Origin of the sequence: Streptomyces sp. 8K308 (assembly GCF_004348315.1) — a bacterium.
Lineage (GTDB): Bacteria > Actinomycetota > Actinomycetes > Streptomycetales > Streptomycetaceae > Streptomyces.
Map to the genome: position 1 here is coordinate 18,551 of NZ_SMKC01000003.1, position 24,789 is coordinate 43,339.

16 protein-coding genes and 1 pseudogene are annotated in these 24,789 nt (G+C 73.7%); 6 read left to right on the forward strand and 11 right to left on the reverse strand.

Annotation, left to right across the window (positions count from 1 at the left end):
* Positions 1 to 52 precede the first annotated feature (52 nt).
* From E1265_RS00935 to E1265_RS00950, 4 genes are all read right to left on the reverse strand, one after another.
* Positions 53 to 718 (reverse strand): TetR/AcrR family transcriptional regulator, encoded by a 666-nt coding sequence (locus tag E1265_RS00935; protein ID WP_165953610.1) that lies wholly within the window; start codon positions 716 to 718, stop codon positions 53 to 55.
* Between the two features lie 68 nt (positions 719 to 786).
* Positions 787 to 2,376, reverse strand: a complete 1,590-nt coding sequence (locus E1265_RS00940; RefSeq protein WP_207930902.1) for an FGGY-family carbohydrate kinase — start codon at positions 2,374 to 2,376, stop codon at positions 787 to 789.
* Between the two features lie 5 nt (positions 2,377 to 2,381).
* A complete protein-coding gene (locus tag E1265_RS00945; protein WP_207930903.1) occupies positions 2,382 to 3,815 on the reverse strand; it encodes an aminotransferase class III-fold pyridoxal phosphate-dependent enzyme in 1,434 nt (477 codons plus the stop codon).
* Positions 3,816 to 3,841: 26 nt separating this feature from the next.
* On the reverse strand, positions 3,842 to 4,489 hold the full coding sequence (locus E1265_RS00950; protein WP_132928260.1) for a class II aldolase/adducin family protein: 648 nt from the start codon (positions 4,487 to 4,489) through the stop codon (positions 3,842 to 3,844).
* Between the two features lie 166 nt (positions 4,490 to 4,655).
* Here E1265_RS00950 and E1265_RS00955 point away from each other — a divergent pair, with 166 nt between their 5' ends.
* Positions 4,656 to 6,704 carry a neutral/alkaline ceramidase gene (locus tag E1265_RS00955; RefSeq protein WP_132928261.1) on the forward strand — a complete coding sequence of 683 codons (2,049 nt, stop codon included), beginning with the start codon at positions 4,656 to 4,658 and terminating at the stop codon, positions 6,702 to 6,704.
* A gap of 16 nt (positions 6,705 to 6,720) precedes the next feature.
* Here the strand turns inward: E1265_RS00955 and E1265_RS00960 are convergent, their stop codons facing one another.
* Positions 6,721 to 7,458 (reverse strand): FadR/GntR family transcriptional regulator, encoded by a 738-nt coding sequence (locus tag E1265_RS00960; RefSeq protein ID WP_132928262.1) that lies wholly within the window; start codon positions 7,456 to 7,458, stop codon positions 6,721 to 6,723.
* A 76-nt stretch (positions 7,459 to 7,534) separates the two neighbouring features.
* On the opposite strand from E1265_RS00960, the gene E1265_RS00965 reads away from it, so the two are divergent.
* The 3 genes from E1265_RS00965 to E1265_RS00975 all read left to right on the forward strand — a co-directional run bounded on the left by E1265_RS00965 (position 7,535) and on the right by E1265_RS00975 (position 12,020).
* Complete coding sequence (locus E1265_RS00965; protein ID WP_165953611.1) at positions 7,535 to 8,998, forward strand: Nramp family divalent metal transporter; 1,464 nt, start codon at positions 7,535 to 7,537, stop codon at positions 8,996 to 8,998.
* Between the two features lie 81 nt (positions 8,999 to 9,079).
* Positions 9,080 to 10,816: an IlvD/Edd family dehydratase gene (locus E1265_RS00970; protein WP_132928263.1), complete on the forward strand. Its 1,737-nt coding sequence runs from the start codon at positions 9,080 to 9,082 to the stop codon at positions 10,814 to 10,816.
* A 34-nt stretch (positions 10,817 to 10,850) separates the two neighbouring features.
* Complete coding sequence (locus E1265_RS00975) at positions 10,851 to 12,020, forward strand: fumarylacetoacetate hydrolase family protein (protein ID WP_243740447.1); 1,170 nt, start codon at positions 10,851 to 10,853, stop codon at positions 12,018 to 12,020.
* Positions 12,021 to 12,041: 21 nt separating this feature from the next.
* Here E1265_RS00975 and E1265_RS00980 read toward each other — a convergent pair whose 3' ends face one another.
* From E1265_RS00980 to E1265_RS00990, 3 genes are all read right to left on the reverse strand, one after another.
* Complete coding sequence (locus E1265_RS00980; protein ID WP_132928265.1) at positions 12,042 to 12,800, reverse strand: hypothetical protein; 759 nt, start codon at positions 12,798 to 12,800, stop codon at positions 12,042 to 12,044.
* A 96-nt stretch (positions 12,801 to 12,896) separates the two neighbouring features.
* On the reverse strand, positions 12,897 to 18,614 hold the full coding sequence (locus E1265_RS00985) for a type I polyketide synthase (RefSeq protein WP_132928266.1): 5,718 nt from the start codon (positions 18,612 to 18,614) through the stop codon (positions 12,897 to 12,899).
* A 271-nt stretch (positions 18,615 to 18,885) separates the two neighbouring features.
* Entirely contained in the window at positions 18,886 to 19,662 is a 777-nt protein-coding gene (locus E1265_RS00990; RefSeq protein WP_243740448.1) for an Ig-like domain-containing protein, read from the reverse strand.
* Here E1265_RS00990 and E1265_RS00995 point away from each other — a divergent pair.
* Positions 19,635 to 20,643, forward strand: a pseudogene (locus E1265_RS00995) (LacI family DNA-binding transcriptional regulator). The gene E1265_RS00990 and the pseudogene E1265_RS00995 sit on opposite strands and share 28 nt — an antisense overlap.
* 756 nt (positions 20,644 to 21,399) lie before the next feature.
* Complete coding sequence (locus tag E1265_RS01000; RefSeq protein ID WP_132928268.1) at positions 21,400 to 21,729, forward strand: hypothetical protein; 330 nt, start codon at positions 21,400 to 21,402, stop codon at positions 21,727 to 21,729.
* A gap of 19 nt (positions 21,730 to 21,748) precedes the next feature.
* Here the strand turns inward: E1265_RS01000 and E1265_RS01005 are convergent, their stop codons facing one another.
* Genes E1265_RS01005 through E1265_RS01015 form a run of 3 tightly spaced genes read right to left on the reverse strand, consistent with a single transcriptional unit; the run spans position 21,749 to position 24,725 of the window.
* Positions 21,749 to 22,915 (reverse strand): ROK family transcriptional regulator, encoded by a 1,167-nt coding sequence (locus tag E1265_RS01005; protein WP_132928269.1) that lies wholly within the window; start codon positions 22,913 to 22,915, stop codon positions 21,749 to 21,751.
* Positions 22,912 to 23,787 carry a carbohydrate ABC transporter permease gene (locus tag E1265_RS01010; protein ID WP_243740449.1) on the reverse strand — a complete coding sequence of 292 codons (876 nt, stop codon included), beginning with the start codon at positions 23,785 to 23,787 and terminating at the stop codon, positions 22,912 to 22,914. The genes E1265_RS01005 and E1265_RS01010 overlap by 4 nt, the downstream gene beginning before the upstream one ends.
* A complete protein-coding gene (locus E1265_RS01015; protein WP_132928270.1) occupies positions 23,784 to 24,725 on the reverse strand; it encodes a sugar ABC transporter permease in 942 nt (313 codons plus the stop codon). Before E1265_RS01015 ends, E1265_RS01010 begins: the two co-directional genes overlap by 4 nt.
* Positions 24,726 to 24,789 lie beyond the last annotated feature (64 nt).

The following is a 24,789-nucleotide window of genomic DNA, read 5'->3' on the forward strand; positions in this document are numbered from 1 at the left end:
AGGAAGTCTAGCCCGCCGACCTGTAGGCCGGGAACCTATTGGCTGTCGATGCCTATTGGACGTCGATGGACGCGGCTGGGGAGCGGTGCCTCGGGTCGGCGACGATGTCGGCGAGATAGAGGCGCTGGATGCGCCGGGCCTCGGTCAGGATCACCGGGTCGCCGTCCGGCGCGTTCCGGAAGGCGAGCTGCAGCAGCGCCTCGGAGGCGCACACGCCGGCGCGGCAGGCGACGGCCAGCTCCTCGCTGTCGACCAGCCGCTCCTGGGCGACCAGGATGCGCCGCAGCTGGTGGGCCACCATCGCGTTGTTGTCCTCGTCCAGCTGGAGCAGCTCCCGGCTGAGGTAGCGGCCGGCGCGGATCGCCAGGTAGCCGGGGTGCTGCCGGTACAGCTCGACATAGCGGTCGAAGACCAGGTTGACCAGGTCGAACCAGCGGGCGCCGCGGGCGTCGTGCAGGATGGCCCGCATCGCCGCCGAGTGCCGCTCCATGTGGTGGCGCGCCACGGCGGCCAGCACGGCGTCCTTGTCGTCGAAGAACTGGTAGAGGGTGCCCACCGGCACCTCGGCGTCGGCGGCGATCCGGCGCGTGGTCACGGCCTCGACGCCCTCCGTGGCGAGCAGCCGGTCGGCGGCGGCCAGGATGGCCTCGACGCGGGCGCGACTCCTCGCCTGTTGCGGCGCCTTCCGCAACCCGAGGCTGGCAGTCCGCTGGGTCATCGCATCGCTCGTCATGGGGTTAGCCGTTTCGGTGCGCTCCATTCTAGCGAGGCGGCCAGTGGCCCGGTTCAGCCGTTGACCTCGGCATAGATCCTCCGGTTGCGACGGTAGAGGGAGCGGAAGGTGGCGTACGTCCGGTCGTAGACGCGGCGGTTGGCGGGGTCGGGGGTGAACTCGGCCGCGATGGCGACCCGTTCCGCGATCTCGGGCCAGTCGAGCTCGCCCAGTGCGACGGAGGCGATCAGCGCGGCGCCGCGCGCGTTGGCCAGGGCCGGGTCGGCGACCTGCCGGATGGTGCGGCCGAGGACGTCGGCCATGGCCTGGCACCAGAACGGTGAACTGGCGCCGCCGCCGATGAAGTTGAGGTGCGGGAAGGCGCGCCCTGTGAACCGCTCCACGGACTCGTTGAGCCAGCGGGCGTTGAGCGCGATGCCCTCGAAGGTGCTGCGCGCCAGGTCGGCCCGGGTGGTGGTGAGCGAGACGTTGAACCAGCCGCCGCGCACCGTGGGGTCGTCGACGGGGGTGCGCTCGCCGTTGAGCCAGGGGGTGAACACCACGCCGTTGCTGCCGGGCGGCGCCGTTGCGGCCAGCCGGTTGAGCCGGCGCAGGATCTCCTCGCGGGCGCCGGGATCCGGCTCGCCGCCGGGAGGGGCGCCGTCCGGCTCGAGAACGTTGCCGACGAGCCAGTCGATGCCCTTGCCGGCCACGTCCTGGATGGTGGCCACCCAGTAGGAGCCCGGCACCACGGAGGGCAGGGCGGCCACGTTGTGCCAGGCGTCGGTCTTCTTGCGCGGCACGTGGCAGGAGAGCCAGGCCGAGGTGCCGACGCACAGGTGCCCCTCGTACGGCAGCACCGCGCCGGCCCCGATGGCGGCGGCCGTGGTGTCCCCGGTGCCGGCGGCCACCTGGACGTGTTCGCCGAGCCCGAGATCGGCCGCCGCCGTGGGCAGGATCGGGCCCACGAGGGTGGCCGGCGGCACGAGGTCCGGCAGCTTCTCCCTGGGTAGTCCGCTGAGCCGCAGCAGCCGCTCGTCGTAACGGACCGCGCCGGGTGTCCGGTTGTCGGTGCACCAGCGCAGCGCCATGGTGTCGTGGCCGGCCACCGGCCGCCCGGTCAGCCGCATCGTGAGGTACTCGGGCACGTCGAGCAGATAGGCGGTCCGCTCGTAGACCTCGCGCCTGGCCGCCCTGAGGAACTGACTCTGCCCCACCGGGTCCTTGCCGGTGAGGGTGGGCGCCCCGCCCGACCTGGCGATCCAGCGGGCGAGGCGCAGCGCGTGGTAGCCGGTGCCGGGGATCCGCAACGCCCCGCCGGCCAGCCGGCGCGAGTGCTCGGCGCCCCGCCCGTCCATCCACAGCAGGGCGCGGTGCAGGTGCCGCCCCTCGGCGTCGACCGGCACCGTGCCGCCCCACTGGGCCGAGAGGCAGATCGCCGCGATGTCCCCGATCGGCGCCAGCCGGCGACTCAGCAGCCGGTGGAGCGTGTCGCGGACGGCCGCCCACCAGTCGTCCGGGTCCTGCTCGGCGCCACCGCCGGGCAGCAGGTGCAGCGGGACGCGGGCCGTCTCGTGCCCGAGGATCCGGCCGCCGGTGGTGGCCAGCACCGTTCTGGCGCCGCTGGTGCCGAGGTCGACGCCGATCACGTAGCGGGGCGCCACGGCGGTCAGGCCCTGGCGAAGACGCGGTCGAAGCGGGCCAGGGCGTCGTCGACGACATCGTTGGTGTGGGCCATGCTGGTGTAGAGGCGACTGCCGGCGATGGTGATCAGGCCCTCGGCGGTGTACGCCATCGACATCTGGCCGAGCATCTCGGTGCGCGGGCCGAGCTCGGTGAAGAAGCCCGGGTCGGCCAGGGAGAGATGCAGCACGCCCGAGGTGTGCAGGTGCACGATCGAGCCGATGTTGTAGGTGACGTAGGGCAGGTCGTACCGCTCGATGAGCGCGGCGAGGCCGGTGCGCAGCCGGTCCCCGGCGCGGCCGGCGAGCGCCGGCGCCCCGGTGCGGTCCATCTCGGCCAGCGCGTGGTAACCGGCCACGCAGGACAGCGGGTTGGCGGAGAGCGTGCCGCCGACGAAGACCCGCTTGCCGACCGCGGTGAGGCCGCCCTCGAGGACGCCCATGACCTCGTCGCCGCCGCCGATGCCGCCGGCCGCCGGGTAGCCGCCCGCGACGCACTTGCCGAACACGGTCAGGTCGGGCCGGACGCCGAAGTAGCCCTGCGCGCCGCCCATGCCGAGCCGGAAGGCCGTGACCACCTCGTCGAAGACGAGCAACGCGCCGAACTCGTCGCACAGTTCGCGGATCCGCGCGTTGTCGTCGGACCGCACCAGGTGGGTGCCGCTCTCCGGGCCGACCGGCTCGACGATCACGGCGGCCGTGCCACCGGCCTCCTCGTTGGCCACCAGCCGCTCGCGCAGCGCCTCCAGGTCGCCGGGCGGCACCTCCTGGGTGAGCCGCAGCGCCCCCTCCGGGATGCCGGTCGCCTCCAGGCTGCCGGTGCCGGGGATGCGCAGCCCGTAGACCACCTGGTCGGACCACCCGTGGTAGGCGCCGCCGACCTTGATCACATGGGCCTTGCCGGTGTAGGCCCTGGCCACCCGGACGGCGGCCATCACGCCCTCGGTGCCGCTGCCGAGCATCCGGAACTTGCCGACGGCCGGCATGAAGTCGTGGATGAGCTTGGCGAGTCGGACCTCGGCCGAGTGCAGCATCCCGGTGACCGGGCCGCACTCGGCCAGCAGCTCGGCCACCCTCTCGCGCACCGGGCCGTAGTTGCTCCCCAGCACGGTCGGGCCGCCGGCCTGGAGGAAGTCGAGGTACCGGTTGCCGTCCACGTCCCACAGGTAGGGGCCTTCGGCCCGGACGACGTCGAGCGGCCAGGGCTCGTTGAGCGCCAGGTTGTGCTGGACGCCGCCCGGTATGTACGCGGCGGCCTCGGCCGCCGTCGCCCGGGAGCCCGCCGTGTGCTTCTCGAACCAGGCGCGGTAGTCGGCCAGCGCGGCGTCGTCCGGACGCCTGACGGGGGTGCTGACGAGGAGGTCGAGGCGCGCCTCGACGGCGTCGACGTCGGGCCAGTGCGAGATCGGACGTTGGTTCATGGGCATGGTCCCTTCACAGCCGCCCTTCACAACTTCCTGGTCGTTCCGTAGTCGCCGGCGAGCGCCTGCGTGATCACGGCCTCCTGGGCCTTCTTGTCCAGCAGGTGCGGGGTGCCGAGCGCCAGGCAACGGGCGTACAACTCCGCCACCCACTCGGTGAGTTCGAGGTTGGCAACGGCCTTCTCCACGGTGGAGCCGAGCGCGATCGAGCCGTGGTTGCGCAGCAGCGCGGCCTGCCGGCCGTCCAGCGCGGCGACCACGTGCGCCGCCAACTCGTCGGTGCCGTAGGTGGCGTAGGGCGCGACGCGGACGGTGCCGCCGAGCGACAGCATCGCGTAATGCACCACCGGGATCTCGTCCAGGGTGCAGGCGACGGCCGTGGAGGCGAGCGCGTGGGTGTGCGTGACGGCCCCGGTGCCGGTGGACCGGTAGACGGCCAGGTGCATGGGCACCTCGGAGGTGGGCGCGAGTTCGCCGTCGACGACCTGCCCGTCGAGGTCGATGACGGTCATCATGTCGGCGGTCAGCTCGCTGATCACCCCGCCGGTCGGCGTGACGGCCACCAGCTCGTCCACCCGCACCGACAGGTTCCCGCTCGTCCCGATGACCAGGCCGCTCGCGGCCAACCTGCGGCCGGCGGCCGCCAGTTCCTCACGCTCGCGTTGCAGCAGCATGTCCTCTTCTCCCTGACGTCCGCCGCGCCGATGACGGCGACTGAACCGTGCTCAGACGCATGCTAGGCCAAAAAGTGAACGTGATACATATTCACAACTTGCCGGGCCGGCGCCACTCTGGGACCGAGGGAGACGGGGGCAGGACGCGACCAGACGGGAGCGAACGATGCCACGCCACACCAGCAGAAGGAACGTCCTGCGCGCCGGGACCGCCGTGGCCGGGGCCGGCCTGCTCGGCACCCTCCCCACCCGGCGGGCGCACGCCGCCGACGACCAGGCGCCCTACCTCGTCGGCCGGGGCATCGCCGACGCCACCGGCGAGATCGCCGAGGTCGGCATGATGGGCTACGGCCGCCCCGACCAGCAGGCCGCCGGGCTGCTCTCGCGCACCAGGGCCCGCGCCTTCGTCATCGTGGACCGCGCCGGCGGCGAGCGCGTCGCCCTGGTCGTCGTCGAGGTCGCGATGATCTTCGCCAGCGTGCACCAGGAGGTGCTGCGGCGCCTGCGGCATCGCCACGGGGAGCTGTACACCGCCCGCAACGTGTTGCTCGCCGCCACCCACAGCCACGCGGGCCCCGGCGGCCACTCCCACCACGCGCTCTACAACCTGACCACCCTCGGCTTCCACCGGGCCACGTTCACGGCCCTCGTGGACGGCGTCGTCGAGGCCGTCGCCCGCGCCCACGACGACCTCGCCCCGTCCCGGCTCGTGCTCGGCCACGGCACGTTGCGGGGCGCCAGCGTCAACCGCTCCCGGTCGGCCTTCGCCCGCAACCCCGCCGACATCACCGACCACTTCCCCGAGGCCATCGACCCCCAGAGCACGCTGCTGCGCGTCGAGCGCGGCGGCCGCCCGGTCGGCGCCGTCAACTGGTTCGCCACCCACGGCACCAGCCTCTCCGGCGACAACCGGCTGATCTCCACCGACAACAAGGGGTACGCCGCCTACCACTGGGAGCGCGTGGTGGCCGGCGGCGACTACCTCGCGCCGGCGGGCCCCGACTTCGTCGCGGCCTTCGCCCAGACCAACGCCGGCGACATGTCGCCCAACCTCGACCTGCGGCCGCCCACCACCCCCGCCGACTTAGCGGCCGCCAGGGCCAACGGCCTCGCGCAGTACCGGGCCGCCGCCGAGCAGGCGGCCGCCCCCGGCACCGCCGTTGCGGGCCCGGTCGACTCTCGGCTGATCCATCTCGACCTCTCCGACGTGGCCGTCGACGCCGAGTTCACCGGCGACGGCCGCCCACACCGCACCGCGAAGCCGGCGGTCGGCGCCGCCATGGCCGCCGGCAGCACCGAGGACGGCCCCGCCTTCCCCGGCTTCGTCGAAGGCGAGAACGCCTTCTGGGACTTCGTCTCCGACACGCTCGTCTACACGGTCTCGCCCGAGCTGCGCGCCGCGCACGCCCCCAAGGACGTCTTCGTGCCCATCGGCGCCATGAACGCGCTCTTCCCCTGGGTGCCGGAGCGCTTCCCGATCCAGCTGGTACGCGTCGGCCAACTCCACCTGCTCGGCGTGCCGGGCGAGGTCACCATCGGCGCCGGCCTGCGGCTGCGGCGCACCGTCGCGGCGGCGGTCGGCGCCGACCCGCGCGACGTGCTGGTGGCCGGCTACGCCAACGGCTACTTCCACTACGTCACCACCCCCGAGGAGTACGACGCCCAGCAGTACGAGGGCGGCAGCACCCTCTTCGGACGCTGGCAACTCCCCGCGCTGCAACAGACGTTCGCCACGCTCGCGGTGGCCATGCGTGACGGGCGCCCGGTGTCACCCGGGCCCGGCACCCCCGACCACTCCGGCAGCGCGCTGTCCTTCCAGCCGGGCGTCGTTTTGGACGCCCCGCCGCCGGGCCACGAGTTCGGCGACGTGCTCACCCAACCGAACGCCGTCTACCGGGCGGGACAGCGGATCACCGTCGTCTTCGCCGGCGCCCATCCGTCCAACGATCTTCGCCGAGGCGGCAGTTACCTGTGCGTCGAGCGACGGCTGCCCGACGGCCGGTGGGCCACGGTCGCCGACGACGCCGACTGGTCCACCACCCTGCACTGGGCCCGCGACGGGCTCGCCGCCTCCCGGATCACCATCACCTGGGACATCCCGCCGGAGGCCGATCCCGGTGCCCACCGCGTCCGGTACGCCGGCGACGCCCGCTCTCTCACCGGCGCCGTCCGCCCCATCGCCGGCACCAGCGGCGAGTTCACCGTCACCGCCTGAGCGGCGGCCGCGCTGCTCAGGCCGACGGCAGCCCGGGCGAGACCGCGATCTCCCGCTCGGCCGCCTCGATGATGCCGAGCACCGCCGCCGAGGCCGCCTCCGGATCGCCCCGCTCCACGGCCGCCACGATCGCGCGGTGGGCGGGCAGCGATGCCTCGACCGCCCCCGGGGTCCGAGTGCTCACCGCGAAGCTGTGCTGGAGCGCGATGTCGATGGCCCGGCCCAGCGAGCCGAGGAGCCGGTTGCCGCTCGCGTCGAGCAGGCTGCGGTGGAAGGCGATGTCGGCCTCCACGTACCCGGCCCGCCCGGGCCGCGCAGCCGCCTCCTCCATGGCCGCGAGCGCGTCGCTCAGGGCCCGCAGCTCGGCGGGGCGCGCCCGGCCGGCGGCCAGCCGCGCCGCCTCCGGCTCGACGATCCGCCGCAGCTCGCCGGTGTCCCGCAGCATGGCCGCCGAGTCGCCCTCCTGCTGCCAGCGCAGCACGTCACGGTCGAGGTGGTTCCAGTGCTCGGGCGGCAGCACCCGCGTCCCCGTCCGGGGCCGCACCTGCAACATGCCCTTGGCCGCCAGGGCCTTCACCGCCTCTCGCAACGCGCCCCGGCTGACCCCGATCTCGGTGGCGAGCACGTCCTCGACCGGCAGCGGCCGCCCCGGCTCCCACCCACCGCCCACGATGCGCCGCCCGAGCTCGTCGACCACCCGCTGGTGCATGGTCCGGTACCGCATCACGATCTTTGCCCACCCTCTGGACGCCATTCGTCGAATCATTTAATGATTGCCCTCAGGTTAACGCGACCTTCCGCTCCATTGGTCGATGAGAGGCGTTCCCCCCATGACGCATGCCGACGACGAAGTCAGCACCCCGAACCGTCCCACCGCTCCCTTCCCCATGAGCACCCGCAACCTGCCACGGCCCGAGGTGCGGCCGCTCCCGGAACCGCCCCGCAAGATGTGGCGGATCATCGGCCCCGGCATCGTGGCGGCCGGCGTGGGCCTGTCCTCGGGCGAGTTCATCCTCTGGCCGTACATCGCCTCCCAGGCCGGGCTCGTCTTCCTCTGGGGAGCCGTGGTCGGCGTCGTCACCCAGTGGTTCCTCAACATGGAGATCGAGCGCTACACGCTCGCCACCGGCGAGACCGCGATCACCGGCTTCAACCGCTACTGGCGCCACTGGGGCGCGGTCCTCGTCGGCCTGACGTACGCGGCCAACCTCTGGCCTGGCTGGACGACCAGCTCGGCCACCATGCTCTCCTACGTCTTCGGCGGCGATCCCACCGTGATAGCCGTCTGCCTCCTGCTGCTGATCGGCGCCATACTCACCCTGGCGCCCGTCGTCTACACCGCCCTCGAACGGATGCTGTTCGTCAAGGTCGCCCTCATCGGCGGCTTCTTCCTGCTGGCGGTCTTCCTCGCGATCAAGGCGTCGAGCTGGCGCGAGCTCCCGGACGCGGTCACCCACATCGGCCAGTTCCCCAGCGAACTCGGGGTCGCCGTCCTGATGGGAGCGCTCGCCTACGCCGGAGCCGGCGGCGGCCAGAACCTCTGCCAGAGCAACTGGATCCGCGACAAGGGCTTCGGCATGGGCCACTACGTGCCCCGCCTCGTCAGCCCCGTCACCGGCAAGAAGCAGGAGGCCGCCGCCCCCACGGACACCACCGGCTACGTCTTCGTCCCCGAGGGCGAGAACCTGGCGCGGTGGAACCGCTGGTGGCGGTTCGCCAACATCGAGCAGGCGATCACCTTCGGCCTCACCACCGTCGTCACCATCGTGCTCGCCTCGCTGCTCGCCCACTCCACCCTCTTCGGCACCGAGGGCCTCGCCAACAACGTCGGCTTCGTGGAGGCCGAGGGCGAGGTGCTCAAGGCCCAGGTCGGCAGCTGGTTCGGCGTGCTGTTCTGGCTGATCGGCGCCTTCTCGCTGTTCAGCGCCGCCACCGGGATCGTCGACTACACCAGCAGGCTGGCCGCCGACGTCCTCAAGTCGACCTACCTGCGCGACTCCCGGATCCCCGAGGGCCGGCTCTACTTCTGGCTGGTGTGGGGCCTGGTCGTCATCGGGATCACCATCCTGGCGCTCGGCCTCGACCAGCCCCTCGTGTTGCTGATCGTCTCCGCCTGCGTCGCCGGGATGATGATGTTCGTCTACTCCGGGCTGCTCCTCTACCTCAACCGCAAGGCCCTGCCCACCCCGCTGAAGGTGCGCGGCTACCGGGCCGCCGCCCTGGTCTGGGGAGTCGGCCTGTTCGGCGTGCTGTCCGTGCTGACCGTGCGCCAGCAGATCGACCTGCACTTCTGACCCGCACCGACCCGGGAACCACCGGCGACCGACAGAAGCACACGACACGAGAGACCACGAGAGACCACGGGAGACTCCCAGATGACGGACGGCGAACAGCCGGCCCGCCGCAGCCAGGCCTGGTTCGGCGCGAGCGGCCGCGGCGGCATGGTGTACCGGTCCTGGATGCGCAACCAGGGCTTCGGCCCCGAGGTGTTCGACGGGCGCCCGGTCATCGGCATCGCGACCAGCGCCTCCGAACTCGCCCCCTGCAACGCCCACCTCACCCGCGTCGCCGAGGCGGTCAAGCGCGGCGTCTGGCAGGCCGGCGGCTTCCCGCTCCAGTTCCCCACCATGGCCACCGGCGAGACGCTCATGCGCCCCACCGCCATGCTCTACCGCAACCTCATGGCCATGGAGGTCGAGGAGCTGATCCGCGCCAACCCGCTGGACGGCGTGGTGCTGCTCTCCGGCTGCGACAAGACCACGCCCGCCATGCTCATGGGCGCCGCCAGCGTCGACCTGCCCGCCGTCATGGTCACCGGCGGCCCCATGCTCAACGGCAAGTACCGCGGCGAGGACGTCGGCTCCGGCACCCACGTGTGGAAGTTCGAGGAGGAGCTCAAGACCGGCCGGATGACCCAGGAGGAGTGCTTCTTCGCCGAGGGCTGCATGGCCCGCTCCAACGGCCACTGCATGACCATGGGCACCGCCTCCACCATGGCCTGCCTGGCGGAGGCCCTTGGCATGCAGCTCCCGGGCTCCGCCACCTGGCCGGCCGTCGACTCCCGGCGCATGGAGACCGCCCAGGCCGCCGGGCGCCGCGTCGTCGCCATGGTCGAGGAGGAGTTGCGCCCCTCCCGCGTCCTCACCCGGGGCGCCTTCGAGAACGCCGTCCGCGTCAACGCGGCCATCGGCGGCTCCACCAACGCCATCATCCACCTCACCGCCCTCGCCGGCCGGGTCGGCGTGGACCTCACCCCCGATGACTTCGACACCCTGGCCCGCGACGTGCCGACCCTGGTCAACCTGATGCCCAGCGGAAAGTACCTGATGGAGGACTTCTGCTACGCCGGCGGGCTGCCCGCCGTCCTCGCCGAACTCCACCGCGGCGGGCTGCTCAACGGTGAGCAGCTCACCGTCACCGGGCGCGGCATCGCCGAGAACGTCGCCGACGCGGAGAACTTCGACCCCGACGTCATCACCCGCCTCGACGCGCCGTTCCAGCCCGCCGGCACCGGCACCGCCGTGCTGCGCGGCAACCTCTGCCCCGACGGCGCCGTCATCAAGCAGTCCGCCGCCTCCCCCCACCTGCTCACCCACCGCGGCCCGGCGCGCGTCTTCGACTCGCCCGAGGAGTACCACGCGGTGGCCGACGACCCGGACCTCGACGTCGACGAGAACACCGTGCTCGTCATCAGGAACGCCGGCCCCAAGGGCTACCCCGGCATGCCCGAGGTCTCCAACGTCCCGCTGCCCACCAAGCTGCTCAAGGCCGGCGTCACCGACATGGTGCGGGTCTGCGACGGCCGGATGAGCGGCACCGGCTACGGCACCGTGGTCCTGCACGTCACCCCGGAGGCCGCCGTGGGCGGGCCGCTCGCGCTGGTCCGCGACGGCGACCCGATCGTCCTCGACGTGCCCGGCCGCACCCTGCGCCTCGACGTCGACGACGCCGAACTCCGGCGGCGCCGCGCCGAGTGGACGCCCCCCGCCCCCCGGCACCACGGCGGCTACACCTGGCTCTACACCGAGCACGTCGAACAGGCCGACCGGGGCGCCGACTTCGACTTCCTCCGCGGCTGCCGTGGGCACGAGGTGCCCCGCGACTCCCACTGACCGTCCGTCCCCGACCATGACAGGAGGCACCACCGTGGCCCAGGGCCTGACCCCCGAGACCGTCCTGCCGCGGGACGCCGAGCAGGCCGCCCTCGTCGCCCGTGTCCACGAGCCAGAATGGGGCGGCCCCTGCGTGGCCGCGGTGCGCGACGGGCTCGTCGTCGACCTGACCGGCCACGCGTCCACCGTCTCGGAGCTGATGGAACGCGAGGACGCCGAGGACGTCGTGCGCCGGGCGCCCGGCGGGCGCGCCTGGCGCCTCGGCGACCTGCTCGACGCCACCGCCGCCGGCCGCCACGACCAGCCGCACCTGCTGGCCCCCATCGACCTCCAGGTGATCAAGGCCGCCGGCGTCACCTTCGCCAGCAGCCTGCTGGAGCGGGTCATCGAGGAGCGCACCGGCGGCGACCCGGCGCAGGCCGCCCGGGTGCGCGAGCGCGTGGTGCGGGCGGTGGGTGGCGCTGTCGACCGCATCCGCCCCGGCTCGGCCGAGGCCGAGAAGGCCAAGGAACTGCTGCTCGCCGAGGGGCTCTGGTCGCAGTACCTGGAGGTGGGCATCGGCCCCGACCCGGAGGTCTTCACCAAGGCCCCGGTCCTCTCCGCCGTTGGCACCGGCGCGGACGTCGGGGTTCTCGCCTCCTCCGGCTGGAACAACCCGGAGCCAGAGGCCGTCCTCGTCGTCGACTCGCGCGGCCGGGTGCGCGGTGCCACCCTCGGCAACGACGTCAACCTGCGCGACGTCGAGGGCCGCAGCGCGCTGCTGCTGCCCCGCGCCAAGGACAACAACGCCTCGTGCGCCATCGGCCCGTTCGTCCGGCTGCTCGACCGCGACTTCGACCTCGACGCGGTGCGCGACCTTGACATCGAGCTCCTGATAGAGGGCCCCGAGGGGTACGTGCTGCGGGGCCGCAGCTCGATGCGCGAGATCAGCCGCGACGTGCTGGAGCTCGTCGCCGCCACACACGGCGCGCACCACCAACACCCGGACGGGTTCGTGCTATTCACCGGCACGCTGTTCGCCCCCACCGAGGACCGGCACGCGCCGGGCGCCGGTTTCACCCACGCCCAGGGCGACATCGTGCGCATCTCGAGCCCGCGGCTCGGCGCCCTGGTGAACACCGTCGCCACCAGCGAGGGCGCCACCCCCTGGACCTTCGGGCTGCGCGCCCTGATGCGCAACCTGGCGGAGCGCGGCCTGCTGTGAACCGGCCCGGGATGGCCGAGTTCAGCCCATTACGGGATCACCGCCCGGTGTGTCCTCCCGCGGAGAGCGGTCGATGACGACCGCCACCTCGCCGCCGTCAGCCATGCGCGGGCCGGCGGCGGCCGCCGCGACCACGTCGGCGAACGCCTCGTACAGCTCGTGGGCCAACGCCCGGTCGCCGGCCGGCGCGTCGGCGTCGCGGATCTCCCCGAGCGCGGTGAACGCGGCGATCAACGTCCGCCCGGACAGCGTGACCCGCACGCTGCCCCGCTCGGCGTCCCGCACCTCGCCCGGCACCCTGAAGTGCCGCTCGTGCCCGGCCTTCTCGATGAGGAAGGCCCACAGGTCCCGGTGACAGGTGAGGGTCACCGAGGCGATGCCGGCGGAGGCGAGCAACAGCGAGGAGTGCCGGTCGGGCTCGCCGTCGGCCGCCTCGGCCGGCCCTCCTCGCCCGCCGCCCGCCGGCCCGCGAACCGCGGACTCCAGGGCCCGCCGCGTCGTCTCGGCCTCGGCGCGGACGGCGGCGGCCTCGGCCCGCCATCCCTCGATCAGGGTGTGGAGCGTGCCGATGTCCCGCCTGATCTCCTCGCCCGCGGCCGAGGTCTGCGCGGTGAGCCGCAGCGAGCGGATCTCGGCCTCCACGGCGTCGATCCGCTCGCCCAGCTCCTGCCGCGCCTGGTTGAGGCTCGCGGCCATCCGGTCGAAGCCGAGGTGGACCGAGGTCGCGAGCGCCGCGAGGGTGGTCCGGATGTCGTCAGTCGATCTCTGGACGCGTCGCACGCCGAACACCATGCGACGTCCCCTCGCGATCGCCGTGTGTGGCGGGATCATGTCTTCCTGTGACGCCCTGGGGTGACGCGGCGAGTTTCGGCCACGTCATCCCCGGTTCGCCTCCAGCCACTGGTGCAGCGCCCGCGCCGTCGACTCCGCGTGCTCGTTCATCATCGTCTGGTGGTTGCCCACAGCATCGATCGTGTCGTGCTCCACCTCCCACGCGGTGGTCCAACGCCCGTCGCCCGCCGCCTCCTCGCTCGGCGCCTGCGGCATCCGCTCGCCGGCCCGCACCAGCACCACCGGCGCGCCCACCGCCGCCGGCTGCCAGCCGTCGAAGAGGTCGAGATATGCGCCCTGGGCGGTGACCTGTGCCTCCGTCATCAGCGCGTACGCCTGGTCGTTGACGGCTATGCCGCGCAGCTGGCCCTCGATCTGCTCCTCGGGAATCCGGTCCTTGGGGAACCAGGTGTCGAGCAGCACCACGGCGGCGGGCGAGGCGCCGCGCGCCTCGAGGCGGGCCGCCACGGCGTGGGCCAGCCAGCCCCCCGACGAGTAGCCGGCCAGCGCCACCCCGGTGTCGGGGAACGCGCGTTGGATCGCGTCGGCGTGCATGTCGATGACCAACTCGCTGGTGTCCGGGAGCAGTTCGTCGTCACCGAAGCCTGGGTGCGGCAGCGCGTGGACGTCCCGCAGGCCGTGCAGGTGCAGGGCGAGCCGGGCGAAGTTGTGCGGTCCCGAGGGGGCGACCATGGAGGGCAGGCAGACCAGCGCGGGCCCCGCGGGACCGGTCGCCAGCCGCACCGGCTCGATCGGCCCGAACTCCTCGGACGCGCGGAAGACCGGCCGCAGCTTGGCGGCGGCCCGCAGCAGGTCGACGCCCTCGGCGAACTTGCCCATCTCGCAGGCCTGCCGGTACAGGTCGCGCACTCCGAATGAGGGCCGGTCGGCTTCCCGCTCCCGGCGGGCCGCGCTCGCCGCGCGCAGCGTCAGCTCGCCGAGGTGGCGCGCGAGGTCGCTCGCCGTCGGGTGCTCGAACACCACCGGGGTGGCCAGCATCAGGCCGGTGGCGGTCACCAGGCGCTTGCGCAGCTCGACCGAGGCCAGCGAGTCGAAGCCGAGTTCGAGGAAGCGGCGTTCCGGGTCGACCTCCTCGGGCGTCGCGTGCCCGAGGATCACGGCCGCCTCGCCGCGCACCAGGTCGAGCAGCCGACGGGAGCGCTCGGTCTCGGGCAGGGCCGCGAGCTCGGCCGGGCCGGGCCGCGACGCGGGCGCGGCGTCCTCGGCCTCCTCGGCGGCCCCTCCGGCCAGCCGGTACGCCGCGTCGAGGTCGGCGAAGAGCCGACCCGGGCGCGCGGCCGTGAACAGGGGCAGGAACCGCTCCCAGTCCACGTCGGCGACGGTGACGCCGGTCTCGCCGCGGGTCACGGACTCCCACAGCAGGGCGCCCGCCACCGCCGGGTCGAGCGGCGGCAGGCCGCGGCCCCGCAGGAAGTCGCGCAGCCCCGGCTCGGCGCCCATGCCGGCCTCGGCCCACGGCCCGAAGGAGACCGAGGTGGCGGCCAGCCCCGCGCCCCTGCGCCGGCTGGCGAGCGCGTCGAGGAAGGCGTTGCCCGCGCCGTACGCCGCCTGGCCCGCGCTGCCCCACACGCCGGAGATCGAGGAGTACAGCACGAACAGCTCGGGCGCCACGCCGCGTTCGGCGAGCAGCTCGTCCAGGTGGACGGCGCCGGCGACCTTGCCGGCGAGGATGGCGGCGAACTCGTCGAGCGTCAGCTCGGTCAGCGGGGCGAGCCGGCCGACGACGCCGGCCGCGTGCACGACCCCGGTGAGCGGCTGGTCGGCGGGGAGCGAGTCGAGCAGCCCGGCCAACCGCTCGCGGTCCGACACGTCGCAGGCCACGACGGTCACCTGGGTGCCGGACGCGCCGAGCTCCGCGAGCAGCTCCTGGGCGCCCGGCGCGTCCATGCCGCGCCTGCTGGTCAACACCAGCCGGCTCGCGCCGTTGGCGGCCAGCCAGCGGGCCGCCTCGGCGCCCAGCGCCCCCGTGCCGCCGGTGACCAGGACCGTGCCGCGCGGCCGCCAGGGCTCCGCGGCGGCGGGCGCGGGACCGGCCGCGACCAGGCGGGGCACCAGCGGCCCCGCCGGCCTGGCCGCGAGCTGGTCCTCGCCGCCGGGCGCGGTGAGCGCCGCGCCGAGCCAACCGAGCGACACGTCGTCCACCTCGGCCGGCACGTCGACCAGCCCACCCCAGCCGTCGGGGCGCTCAAGGGCCAGGGTGCGGCCGAGCCCCCACACCAGCGCCTGCTGCGGGTCGGGCGCCGGCTCCGGGTCCGAGGCTCGCGCCCCGCCCCTGGTGACGCACCACAGGGGCGCGGCGACCGCCAGGTCGGCCAGTGCCTGGGCCAGGGCGCAGGTGAGCGCGGCGCCCCGGGTGAGCACCGGGTGCTCCGGGTGCGGCGCGGTGTCGAGGGCGAGCAGCGAGAGCACGCCGCCGATGGTGCTGCCCTCGGCCAGCACCCGCTTCTCCAGCGCCTCGGCCACCCGGGTCCGGTCGGCGTCCTCGGCGGACAGCGGCAGCCTGACGACCTCGCCGCCGAGGCGCTCGACCACCCAGGACAGGCGGTTGACCAGCTCGTCGTCGACCCCGGCGGGCGGGGTGAGCAGCGGCCAGACGCCGGTGAGGGCGTCGGGCGCCGGAGTCGGCGGCGGGGTCAGCGGGCGCCACTCGACGCGGTAGCGCAGGTCGACCGGTTCGGCCGGCCGGCGCCGCCGACGGGCCGCGGGCGCGGCGGCGGGACGGTCGAGCCAGTACCGGCGGCGCTGGAAGGCGTAGGTGGGCAGCTCGGCGTGGCAGGCGCCGGAGCCCTCGTAGGGGGCCCGCAGATCGAGCGGCACGCCGTGCACGTGCAGCTCGGCCAGCGCGGTGAGCAGGGTGGTGGGCTCCGGGCGGCCGGCCCTGGCGGCCGCCACCACGACCGGGGGCGCACCGTCCGGCTCCTCGGGCAGGCAGCCCGGGGCCAGGGCGGACAGCACGGCGTCCGGGCCGAGTTCGAGATAGGCGCCGGCGCCCTCCGCGTGCAGCCGGCGCACCGCGTCGAGGAACCTGACCGGCTCCCGCACCTGCCGCACCCAGTACTCGGGCGTGCACAGCTCCCGCTCGCCGACCGGCTCCCCGGTGAGCGTCGAGACCACGGCCAGCGTCGGGGGACGGTAGGTGACGCGCCGGGCGACCTCGTGGAACGCGTCGAGCATGTCGTCCATGTGCGGCGAGTGGAAGGCGTGGCTGACCTCGAGACGCCGGGTCTTGCGGCCGGCCGCCGCCCAGGTCTCGGCGATCTTGGTCACCTCCTCGGCGTCGCCGGCGATCACGGTGGCCAGCGGACCGTTGACGGTCGCGACGGTGACCCGGCCCTCGGCGCCGGCCAGCGACTCCAGCATCTCGTCGGCGCCGGCCCGCACCGCGACCATGGCGCCGCCGGCCCGGCAGGACTGCATCAGCCGGCCCCGGGCGGCGACCAGCAGGCAGGCGTCGTCGAGCGAGAGGACGCCCGCGACATGGGCGGCGGCGAGCTCGCCGATCGAGTGGCCGGCCAGCAGGTCAGGGGCCAGACCCCAGGACTCGACGAGCCGGAACAGCGCCGTGGAGTGAGCGAAGAGCGCCGGCTGCGTGTAGGCGGTGTGGTGGAGCAGCGCGGCCTCGGGCGAGCCCTCGGCGGCGAACATCACGTCCCGCAGCGGCCGTTCCAGATGGGGGTCGATCCGGGCGCACGCCTCGTCCAGCGCCCTCGCGAACACCGGGTAGGCGGCATGGAGTTCCCGGCCCATGCCGGGGCGCTGGCTGCCCTGCCCGGTGAACAGCAGAGCCAGCTTGCCGCGCGGCCCGCCGTGCCGCAGTGCGGGCCGGACCGAGCCGCTGACCAGGCCCGCCGCCGAGCGGTCGGCGGCCAACGCGGCGAGCTGGCCGACGAGACGGTCGCGGTCGGGCGCGACGGCGACCGCGCGGTGCTCGAAGCGGGCCCGGCCGGCGAGAGTGAAGCCCACGTCGAGCGGCGTCAGTTCGGGGCGCTCGGCCAGGTGCCCGCCGATGCGCTCCGCCTGCTGCCGCAGCGCGTCCGCGGTGCGGCCCGAGAGCACCACGGGGACGGGGGCCGTCGGGGCCGGCGGCTCGGCGTCCGGCGCCTCCTCGAGCACCACGTGGGCGTTGGTGCCGCTGACCCCGAACGCGGAGACGGCGGCCCTGCGGGGGCGGCCCGCGCGGCTCCACGGCACCGGTTCGGTGAGCAGCCGCACGTCGCCCGCCGACCAGTCGACGTGCGGGGACGGCTCGCGCACGTGCAGCGTCCTGGGCAGCACGCCGTGCCGCATGGCCTCCACCATCTTGATGATCCCGGCGACGCCGGCCGCCGCCTGCGGGTGGCCGATGTTGGACTTGAGCGAGCCGAGGTGGAGCGGCCGGCCCGCCGGCCGGTGCTGGCCGTAGGTGGCGATCAGTGCCTGGGCCTCGATCGGGTCGCCGAGCGCGGTGCCCGTGCCGTGCGCCTCGACCGCGTCCACGTCGGCCGGCAGCAGCCCGGCGTTGGCCAGCGCCTGGCGGATCAGTCGCTGCTGGGAAGGGCCGTTGGGGGCGGTGAGACCGTTGCTCGCGCCGTCCTGGTTGATGGCGGTGCCGCGCACCACGGCCAGCACCCGGTGGCCGTTGCGGTGGGCGTCCGAGAGCCGTTCGAGCAGCAGCACCCCGGCGCCCTCGGCCCAGCCGGTGCCGTCGGCGTCCGCGGAGAACGCCTTGCACCGGCCGTCGGGCGCGAGACCGCGCTTCCTGCTGAACTCGAGCAGCATGCCGGGGGTCGACATCAGTGTCACGCCGCCGGCCAGCGCCAGGTCGGCCTCGCCTGAGCGCAGCGCCTGCCCGGCCAGGTGCACGGCGACCAGCGAGGACGAGCACTGGGTGTCGACGGTGAGGGCCGGCCCCTCGAAGCCGAACGTGTAGGCGACGCGGCCGGCCATGACGCCCAGGGCGTTGCCGGTGAGCATCTGCCCCTGGGCCTCCTCGGGCGCCTCGTGCCAGGCCGGGCCGTAGTCCTGGAGCGAGACGCCGGCGAACACGCCGGTGCGGGAGCCGCGCAGCGTGTGCGGATCGATGCCGGCGCGCTCCACGGCCTCCCAGGAGAGTTCGAGCAGCAGCCGCTGCTGCGGGTCGAGCGCCTTGGCCTCCCGCGGGCTGATCCCGAAGAACGCCGGGTCGAACTGGTCGATGCCCGGAAGGAAACCGCCGTGCCTGGTGTAGGCGGTGCCGTGCCGCCCGGGGTCCGGGTCGTAGAGCGCGTCGAGGTCCCAGCCCCGGTCCTCCGGCAGCCCGCCGATGGCGTCCCGACCCTCGTCGACCAGCCGCCACAGCGCCTCGGGGGAGTCCGCGCCGCCCGGCAGCCGGCAGGCGGCGCCGACGATGGCGATCGGTTCCCCGGCTGCCGCGACCGGCGCGCCCGCGCCGTCCTCCGGCGCCTCCGCCTTGGCCGTGGCGGGCGTGCCGAGCAGCCGGGACCGCAGGTACTCGGCGACCGCGCGTGGGCTCGGGTGGTCGAAGAACAGCGTGGCCGGCAGGTCGAGTCCGGTCGCCTCGGCAAGCCCCTCCCACAGCCGTCCCGCCACCTCCCGGTAGACGCCGAGCCGGCGCCAGGGCGCGGCCGGGTCGAGGGCCGCGGAGTCGGGCCGGCCGGTCGCCGCCGCCACCTGTCCGGCGATCAGCGCGAGCAGCGCCTCGTGCCATGCCGGGTCGGGCAGCGCCGTCAGCCGATTGCTCCAATTTCCCTCGGTTTCCGGCATGGGCGAATTCTCCAGGGGCTTGTGAAGTGCTGGTGAGATGTCCGCGCATTGTTGGTGGAGGGGCAGTGAACCCCCTCTGACCTGCGGACTTGGCAGCCTAAGCGGAATCGATCGGCATTGTCGAACTGGCCCGGTGAATTCGCCGTAAATTCGGTTGTGATGGAGGATGGGGGTGTTCCATGTGCGACCCCGGCAGAATTCCAAGAATCTCTAGGAATATTGCCGCACGCTCACGACTGGTCCACACCCCCATCGCTCCACCGCCGTACGGTCAGGCGTCGTCGAGCACCGTCACGGTCGCGGTGGCCCGGATGCCGGTGCCGGCCACCGTGCCGGCGACCTGGAAGGTGCCGGGCCGCGCGTAGTCACCGGGCGGGATGTCCGCCCAGTCGACGACCACCGAGCTGTCCCTCGAACCGTCGTTGTAGGTGGCGGTGACGGTCCCCGGCATGGCGGGCGGGACGCCGGCCGTGGTGCGCAGGCGCTCCTCGGCGACGCTGGTGATCTCCACGGCGTCCGTCACCCGCACCCACACGGTGGCCGTCACGGCCAGCGGCGGACTCTGAGTGAGGCCGGTCACCCGCACGCTGGTGCCGCCCCGCGCCACCTGCTCCTCGGTGATCGACTGCCAGCTGACCGCCGCCTCACTCGCCGCGCCCTCGGGGAACACCAGCGTGACCCGGTCCGGCAGTTCGGGCACCACGCCCACGGTGGTCGGCACGTGCACCGGGCGCACCTCCTCGGGCGCCTGGGCGTACACCTTCCACTCCTGGACGCCCACCGCCAGGTTGGGGTGGCCGGTCAGCCTGGCCCGCAGCCGGCCGGTGGTCACCGGGTCGAAGTCGGTCGCGTTGTACGCGTTCTCCGCCGTCCCGTATCCGCTGGGGTCCGTCACCGCACGCCAGCCCGAGCCGTCCCACCACTCGATGACCCATGAGCTCGGCACGCCGACGCCGTCCGCAGCTCCCGTCTGCGCGTCCCGGAAGAAGTACATGTCGGAGCCGTCGACGCGCACCGGCTCTGGCCAGCGACCGCCCGTCCCGGCCACCAGCGGCCAAGCTCAGCGACGTCGCCCGACTGGCCGGGGTGTCCCTCGCCACCGCGTCCAAGGCGCTCAACGGGCGCAGCCAGGTGCGCGCCGAGACCAGGCGGCGGGTCATCGAGGCCGCCGAGCGGCTCTCCTTCCAACCCAATCCGATGGCGCGCGGTCTGCCTGCCGGCCGCACCGGCACCGTGGGCCTGCTCACCGGCGACCTGGAGGGCCGCTTCAGCATCCCCATCCTGATGGGCGCCGAGGACGCCTTCGGGGTGGGCCGGGTCGCCGTCTTCCTGTGCGACGCCAGGGGCGACGCGCTCCGCGAGCAGCACCACCTGCAGGCGCTGCTGGGCCGCCGCGTCGACGGCCTGATCGTGGTCGGCAGCCGCACCGACCCCAGGTCCTCGCTCGGCCGGGACCTGCCGGTGCCCGTCGTCTACGCCTACGCCCCCTCGACGGACCCGGCCGACCTGTCGGTCGTGCCGGACAGCGTCGGCGCCGGGCGGCTCGCTGTCGACCACCTGCTGGCCTGCGGCCGGTCCAGGATCGCCCACGTCTCGGGCGACCCAGGCTACGCCGCGGCGCGCGAGCGGGCCGAGGGCGCCGTGGCCGCCCTGGCGGACGCGGGGCTGCCGCTCGTCGGCGAGGTCCTCTTCGGCAGCTGGTCGGAGGGGTGAGGCAGGGCGGCGGCCGGCATGCTCCTCGACCGGCACCCCACCCTGGACGCCATCCTGTGCGGCAGCGACCAGATCGCCAGGGGCGTGGTGGAGACGGCGCGCGAGCGCGGCCGGCGGGTGCCGGAGGACGTGGCGGTGCTGGGCTTCGACAACTGGGACCCGCCCGCCGCTGACCAGCGTCGACCTCAACCTCGAACAGGTTGGCAGGACGGCCGCCCAGGCGCTGTTCAGCGCCATCGAGGGCCACCCGCGCTCCGGCGTGGAGACCGTGCCGAGCCGCCTGGTGATCAGGGAGTCCACCGCGTCCCTGTCCTGACGGCCCGGCACCAACGGGCGGGCCGCTCACCCCACCACCGGCCGTAACCTCGCCGAACACCTCACTCCGCGGGTTCGGGAGAACTAGCATGTGTCGCTCTGACGCCGAACGCGGTATCTCACGGGGGCTGGGCGGCTGTGGACACGGATGAGACCGCGCGTCGCGGAGCGGCGCTGCTGGCACGGTACGGAAACACCGGAGATCTGACGCCGTTGAGGCAGGCCCTCATGCTGCTGCGCCAGGCGGTGGAGGCGACCCCGAAGCAGGCTCCACAGCGCGGCGATCGCGTCTCCGACCTCTCCGTGGCCCTGTTCTCCATGTACCAACACACTCGTGACCCGGCGCAACTGAGAGAAGCATCGAGCCTGGCCCGCGAAGCCGTGGAGGCCACGTCGCAGAGCCGGCCGGGGTATCCGAACCGACTGGCCAACCTCAGCCTGATGCTCGTGGATCTCTTCGAACAGGCCCCCAGGACACGGGCCTGCTGGAGGACGCGGTGCGGGCCGCCAGGAAGCTGGTCGCGATCACCTCGCCGCACCACCCCGACCGCATCGCGCGCCTGGTCCACCTCGACAAGACCCTGCAGCTGTGTTACGAGCCGGTGAGTGGTGCGGGCCCTGCGCTCCCGATCGGCTCGGTCCACGTCGCGCACGGCGAGCTGCGGCAGCAGTTCGGCCATGCTGTCCAGGCCCACGGCCACCGAGATGTTCGGCGCGACGCGCAGCGGCCGCGACACTCGACCGTGCGGTGCGCGTCATGGTCGACATCAGTGGCGCGGGGAGCCTGCTCAGTGAAGAGGTCTTGGTCCGGCACGCGGCGGCCGAGCTGTGCTGCGACGACGGTCGTCAGGTGCCGGACCTCCCCGGGCCGCCCGAGGAGTCACTGGCCGAGGCGGTCGCCCCCGAACTGCGCCGGGCCCGGGGCGTGCTGCGCGATCACCTCGCCGGTGCCATCAGCCGCGCCGAGGCGCGTGCGGGACTGTGGGCCCTCCTGCGCTCCGGACCCCTGCACCCCGCCGAGTCGGCGCCCGACTGGGGGTACGAGGCACTGGCCGACGAGGCCCCGCGGCGGGGGGAACTGACCTGACCGGGCCCGCCGGGCGGGGTCAGGCGGCGTCGGCGACGTGCGCGCGGATGGCCACCGCCGCGGCGGCGCGCGCCCAGTCGTGGAAGTCCTGGGCCCGCACCGCCACGTCGATCCCGGCGGTGTCGCGGCGGCGCGCGGCGAGCCCCGCTTCCAGGTCGGCGCGCCGGACCCGGGCCACGTCCACCGCCTCGCCGGTGAGGATCACCGTCTTCACGGTCGTGGCGTTGACCACGTTGGCGATCATGACGCCGAGCGCCCACGCCGCCTGCCGCACCGCCTCCCGGCAGACCGGGTCCCCGGCCGCCGCCAGCCGCAGCACCTCCGGGTAGGTGGGGAAGCGGCGCATGCCCTGGGCCGCGGTCATCAGGATCGATCGCGTCGTCACGTACGAGGAGGCGCAACCCCGGTGGCCGTCCGGGCACATGGGCCCGCCCGGGTCGAGGATCTGGTGTCCGAACTCCCCGAGATCGGCCTCCGTCATCCGCACCGCCCGGCCGTGCGCGAACAGCGCGTACCCCACGCCGTCCCCGACCGTGACCACCGCGAAGTCGCGCACCCCGCGCGCCTCCCCGAACCAGTGGTAGGAGTCGGCGAGCGCGGCCACGTCGTTCTTCACGAAGCACGGCACGCCGAGCCGGTCCGCCAGCAGCCGGCGGATCGGCACCCGCTGCCAGCCCAGGATGCCGGAGTTGACCAGCTCGCTCTCCTCGACCAGCGCCGGGACCGCCGCGTCCCCGCCGAAGGTGACGCCCGCCGCGACCGCCGCGCCGCCGGCCGCCGTGAGCCGGGCCGCGAGCCGACCGGCCTCCGCCACCACCTCGTCCGGGCTGGGCGCCGTCAGCGGCGCGCTCTCCCGCGCCACGATCTCGGCGCGCAGCGTGGTGAGCACGGCGTAGACCCGGTCGCTGGTCAGCTTGAGGCCGAGGAAGAGCAGCCGGTCTGCGACGACCTCCAACGGCCGGGTGGGCCGGCCGTTGACCGGGTCGTGCCGGACGTCGCGCTCCACGACGAGCCCCGCCGCCAGCAACGGCTTGGTCAGCCGGGTGAGGCTCCCGGAGGAGAGACCGAGCCGCCTGGCCAGGTCGGTGCGCGACTGCGGCCCGTGGATCACCAGCTCACGCAGCACCGGCAGCGCGGTCCTCGGCGCGGAGCGCCAGGCCTCGATGGCCGACCGCTGCGAGCTCACCCCTTCAAACCTCCGCTGATCATGTCAAGCCGCCAGAAGCGCTGCAGGAAGAGCAGCAGCGCGATCAGCGGCACGATGGAGACGGCGGTGCCCACGATCGCGACGCTGTAGAGGGCAGGCTCGCCCGACCCCTTCGAAAGCAGCGTGTACAGGCCGACGTTGATGGGGAACCGGCTCTCGTCGGACAGCATGACGTACGGCAGCAGGAAGTTGTTCCAGTTCCCCACGAACTGGAGCATGAAGATCGTCACCATGCCGGGCAGCATCATCGGCAGCGCGATGGTCCCGAAGATGCGGTACTCGCTCGCCCCGTCCATCCGCGCCGACTCGATCGTCGACAGCGGCACCGCGGCGTCCGCGTAGACCCGGGCCAGGTAGATCGCGAACGGCGAGATCAGCCCGGGCAGCAGGACCGACCAGTAGCTCCCCACCATGTCGACCTTGGTCATGATGATGTACTGCGGGATCGCCAGCAGCATGCCGGGCAGCAGCACCCCGGCCAGGATCAGGTAGAAGAGCGCGGTGCGGCCGGGGAACTCGTAGCGGGAGAAGGCGTATCCGGCCACGGTCGAGATCAGCGTGCACAGCAGCGAGCCGACGCCCGCGTACAGCAGGCTGTTGAGCGCCCAACGCCCGAACGCCCCGTTCTCGTAGGCGAACAGCTCGCGCAGGTTGTCCACCAGGCCGGTGCCGGGGCTGAAGGTGAAGGTGGAGAACAGCTCGGCCGGGGACTTGGACGCCGCGACCACGATCCACGCCATCGGAACGAGGCAGTAGAACGCGCCGATCAGCAGCACCACGGTGGGCACCACCCGGGCCCGCTGGTGGGGGAGGAGCAGCGGGCGCCGCGGCTCGGCGGCCGGGGCGCTCACCGCAGCCCCCCGAACGTGCGGCGCTGGGTGACCCGCAGCAGCGCGAGCGACAGCACCAGGGTGCCGACGGCCAGGACGACCGAGCCGGCCGCCGCCATCGGCAGGTCGTCGCGGATGAACCCGTCCCGGTAGACGTGCATCAGCGGCACCCAGGTCTCGGAGATCTCGATGGTCATCGGCTTCAGCATCGTCGGCTCGCCGTACACCTGGAGCGTGCCGATGAGCGAGAAGAGGCCGGTCAGCACCAGTGCCGGCGCCACCAGCGGCACCTTGATCCGCCAGGCGAGCCGCCACTCGGAGCAGCCGTCGACGCGTGCCGCGTCCGCGAGCTCGGACGGTATGCCGCGCAGCGCCGTGTAGATGATGATCATGTTGAAGCCGATGCCGCCCCAGATGGCGACGTTCGCCAGCGAGGGGAAGATCCCGCCGGCGTCGAGGAACGGGATCGTGCCGAATCCCAACCGCTCCGCGACGTAGGAGAAGGGGCTGGTCGACGGCAGGTACATGAAGCCCCACAACAGGGAGGCGACGACGCCCGGCACCGCGTAGGGGACGAAGATCGCGGCCCGGGAGAAGCGGCGGGCCCGCGCGCCGCCGTGGTCGAGCAGCAGCGCGAAGAGCAGCGCCCCGCTCAGGGTGAGCGGCACGGCGATCACCCCGTACAGGGCCATCCGCCCGAACCCGGCCCAGAACGTGCCGTCGGTGACGATGTCGGTGTAGTTGGCGAGCCCGACGAACACCTCGCGCCGGGTGCCGAAGACCCCCTCGTCGACGATCCGCAGGCCCTGCACGCTCAGGTACAGCGCGTACCCCACGGGGATCGCGAGGAAGGCGAGGAAGAGGCCGAGCGCCGGGGTGAGGAAGACGTACGGGGCGAGGAAACCGCCGAGTCCGCGTCTGGCGGTGGTGCCGCGCGGCGGCGGGGTGGTTCGTGGCATGGCTGCCTTCCGGGCTGGTGACGGGAGTGGGAGACGGGAGGGAGGAGGGGACCGGCGGCGGCCC

Bases quoted from the DNA above. Each gene is read 5' to 3' on its own strand.
- E1265_RS00935 (WP_165953610.1), bottom strand. From the start codon at position 718: ATGACCCAGCGGACTGCCAGCCTCGGGTTGCGGAAGGCGCCGCAACAG.
- E1265_RS00945 (WP_207930903.1), bottom strand. From the start codon at position 3,815: ATGAACCAACGTCCGATCTCGCACTGGCCCGACGTCGACGCCGTCGAG.
- E1265_RS00950 (WP_132928260.1), bottom strand. From the start codon at position 4,489: ATGCTGCTGCAACGCGAGCGTGAGGAACTGGCGGCCGCCGGCCGCAGG.
- E1265_RS00955 (WP_132928261.1), top strand. From the start codon at position 4,656: ATGCCACGCCACACCAGCAGAAGGAACGTCCTGCGCGCCGGGACCGCC.
- E1265_RS00960 (WP_132928262.1), bottom strand. From the start codon at position 7,458: ATGGCGTCCAGAGGGTGGGCAAAGATCGTGATGCGGTACCGGACCATG.
- E1265_RS00965 (WP_165953611.1), top strand. From the start codon at position 7,535: ATGACGCATGCCGACGACGAAGTCAGCACCCCGAACCGTCCCACCGCT.
- E1265_RS00970 (WP_132928263.1), top strand. From the start codon at position 9,080: ATGACGGACGGCGAACAGCCGGCCCGCCGCAGCCAGGCCTGGTTCGGC.
- E1265_RS00985 (WP_132928266.1), bottom strand. From the start codon at position 18,614: ATGCCGGAAACCGAGGGAAATTGGAGCAATCGGCTGACGGCGCTGCCC.
- E1265_RS01000 (WP_132928268.1), top strand. From the start codon at position 21,400: ATGGTCGACATCAGTGGCGCGGGGAGCCTGCTCAGTGAAGAGGTCTTG.
- E1265_RS01015 (WP_132928270.1), bottom strand. From the start codon at position 24,725: ATGCCACGAACCACCCCGCCGCCGCGCGGCACCACCGCCAGACGCGGA.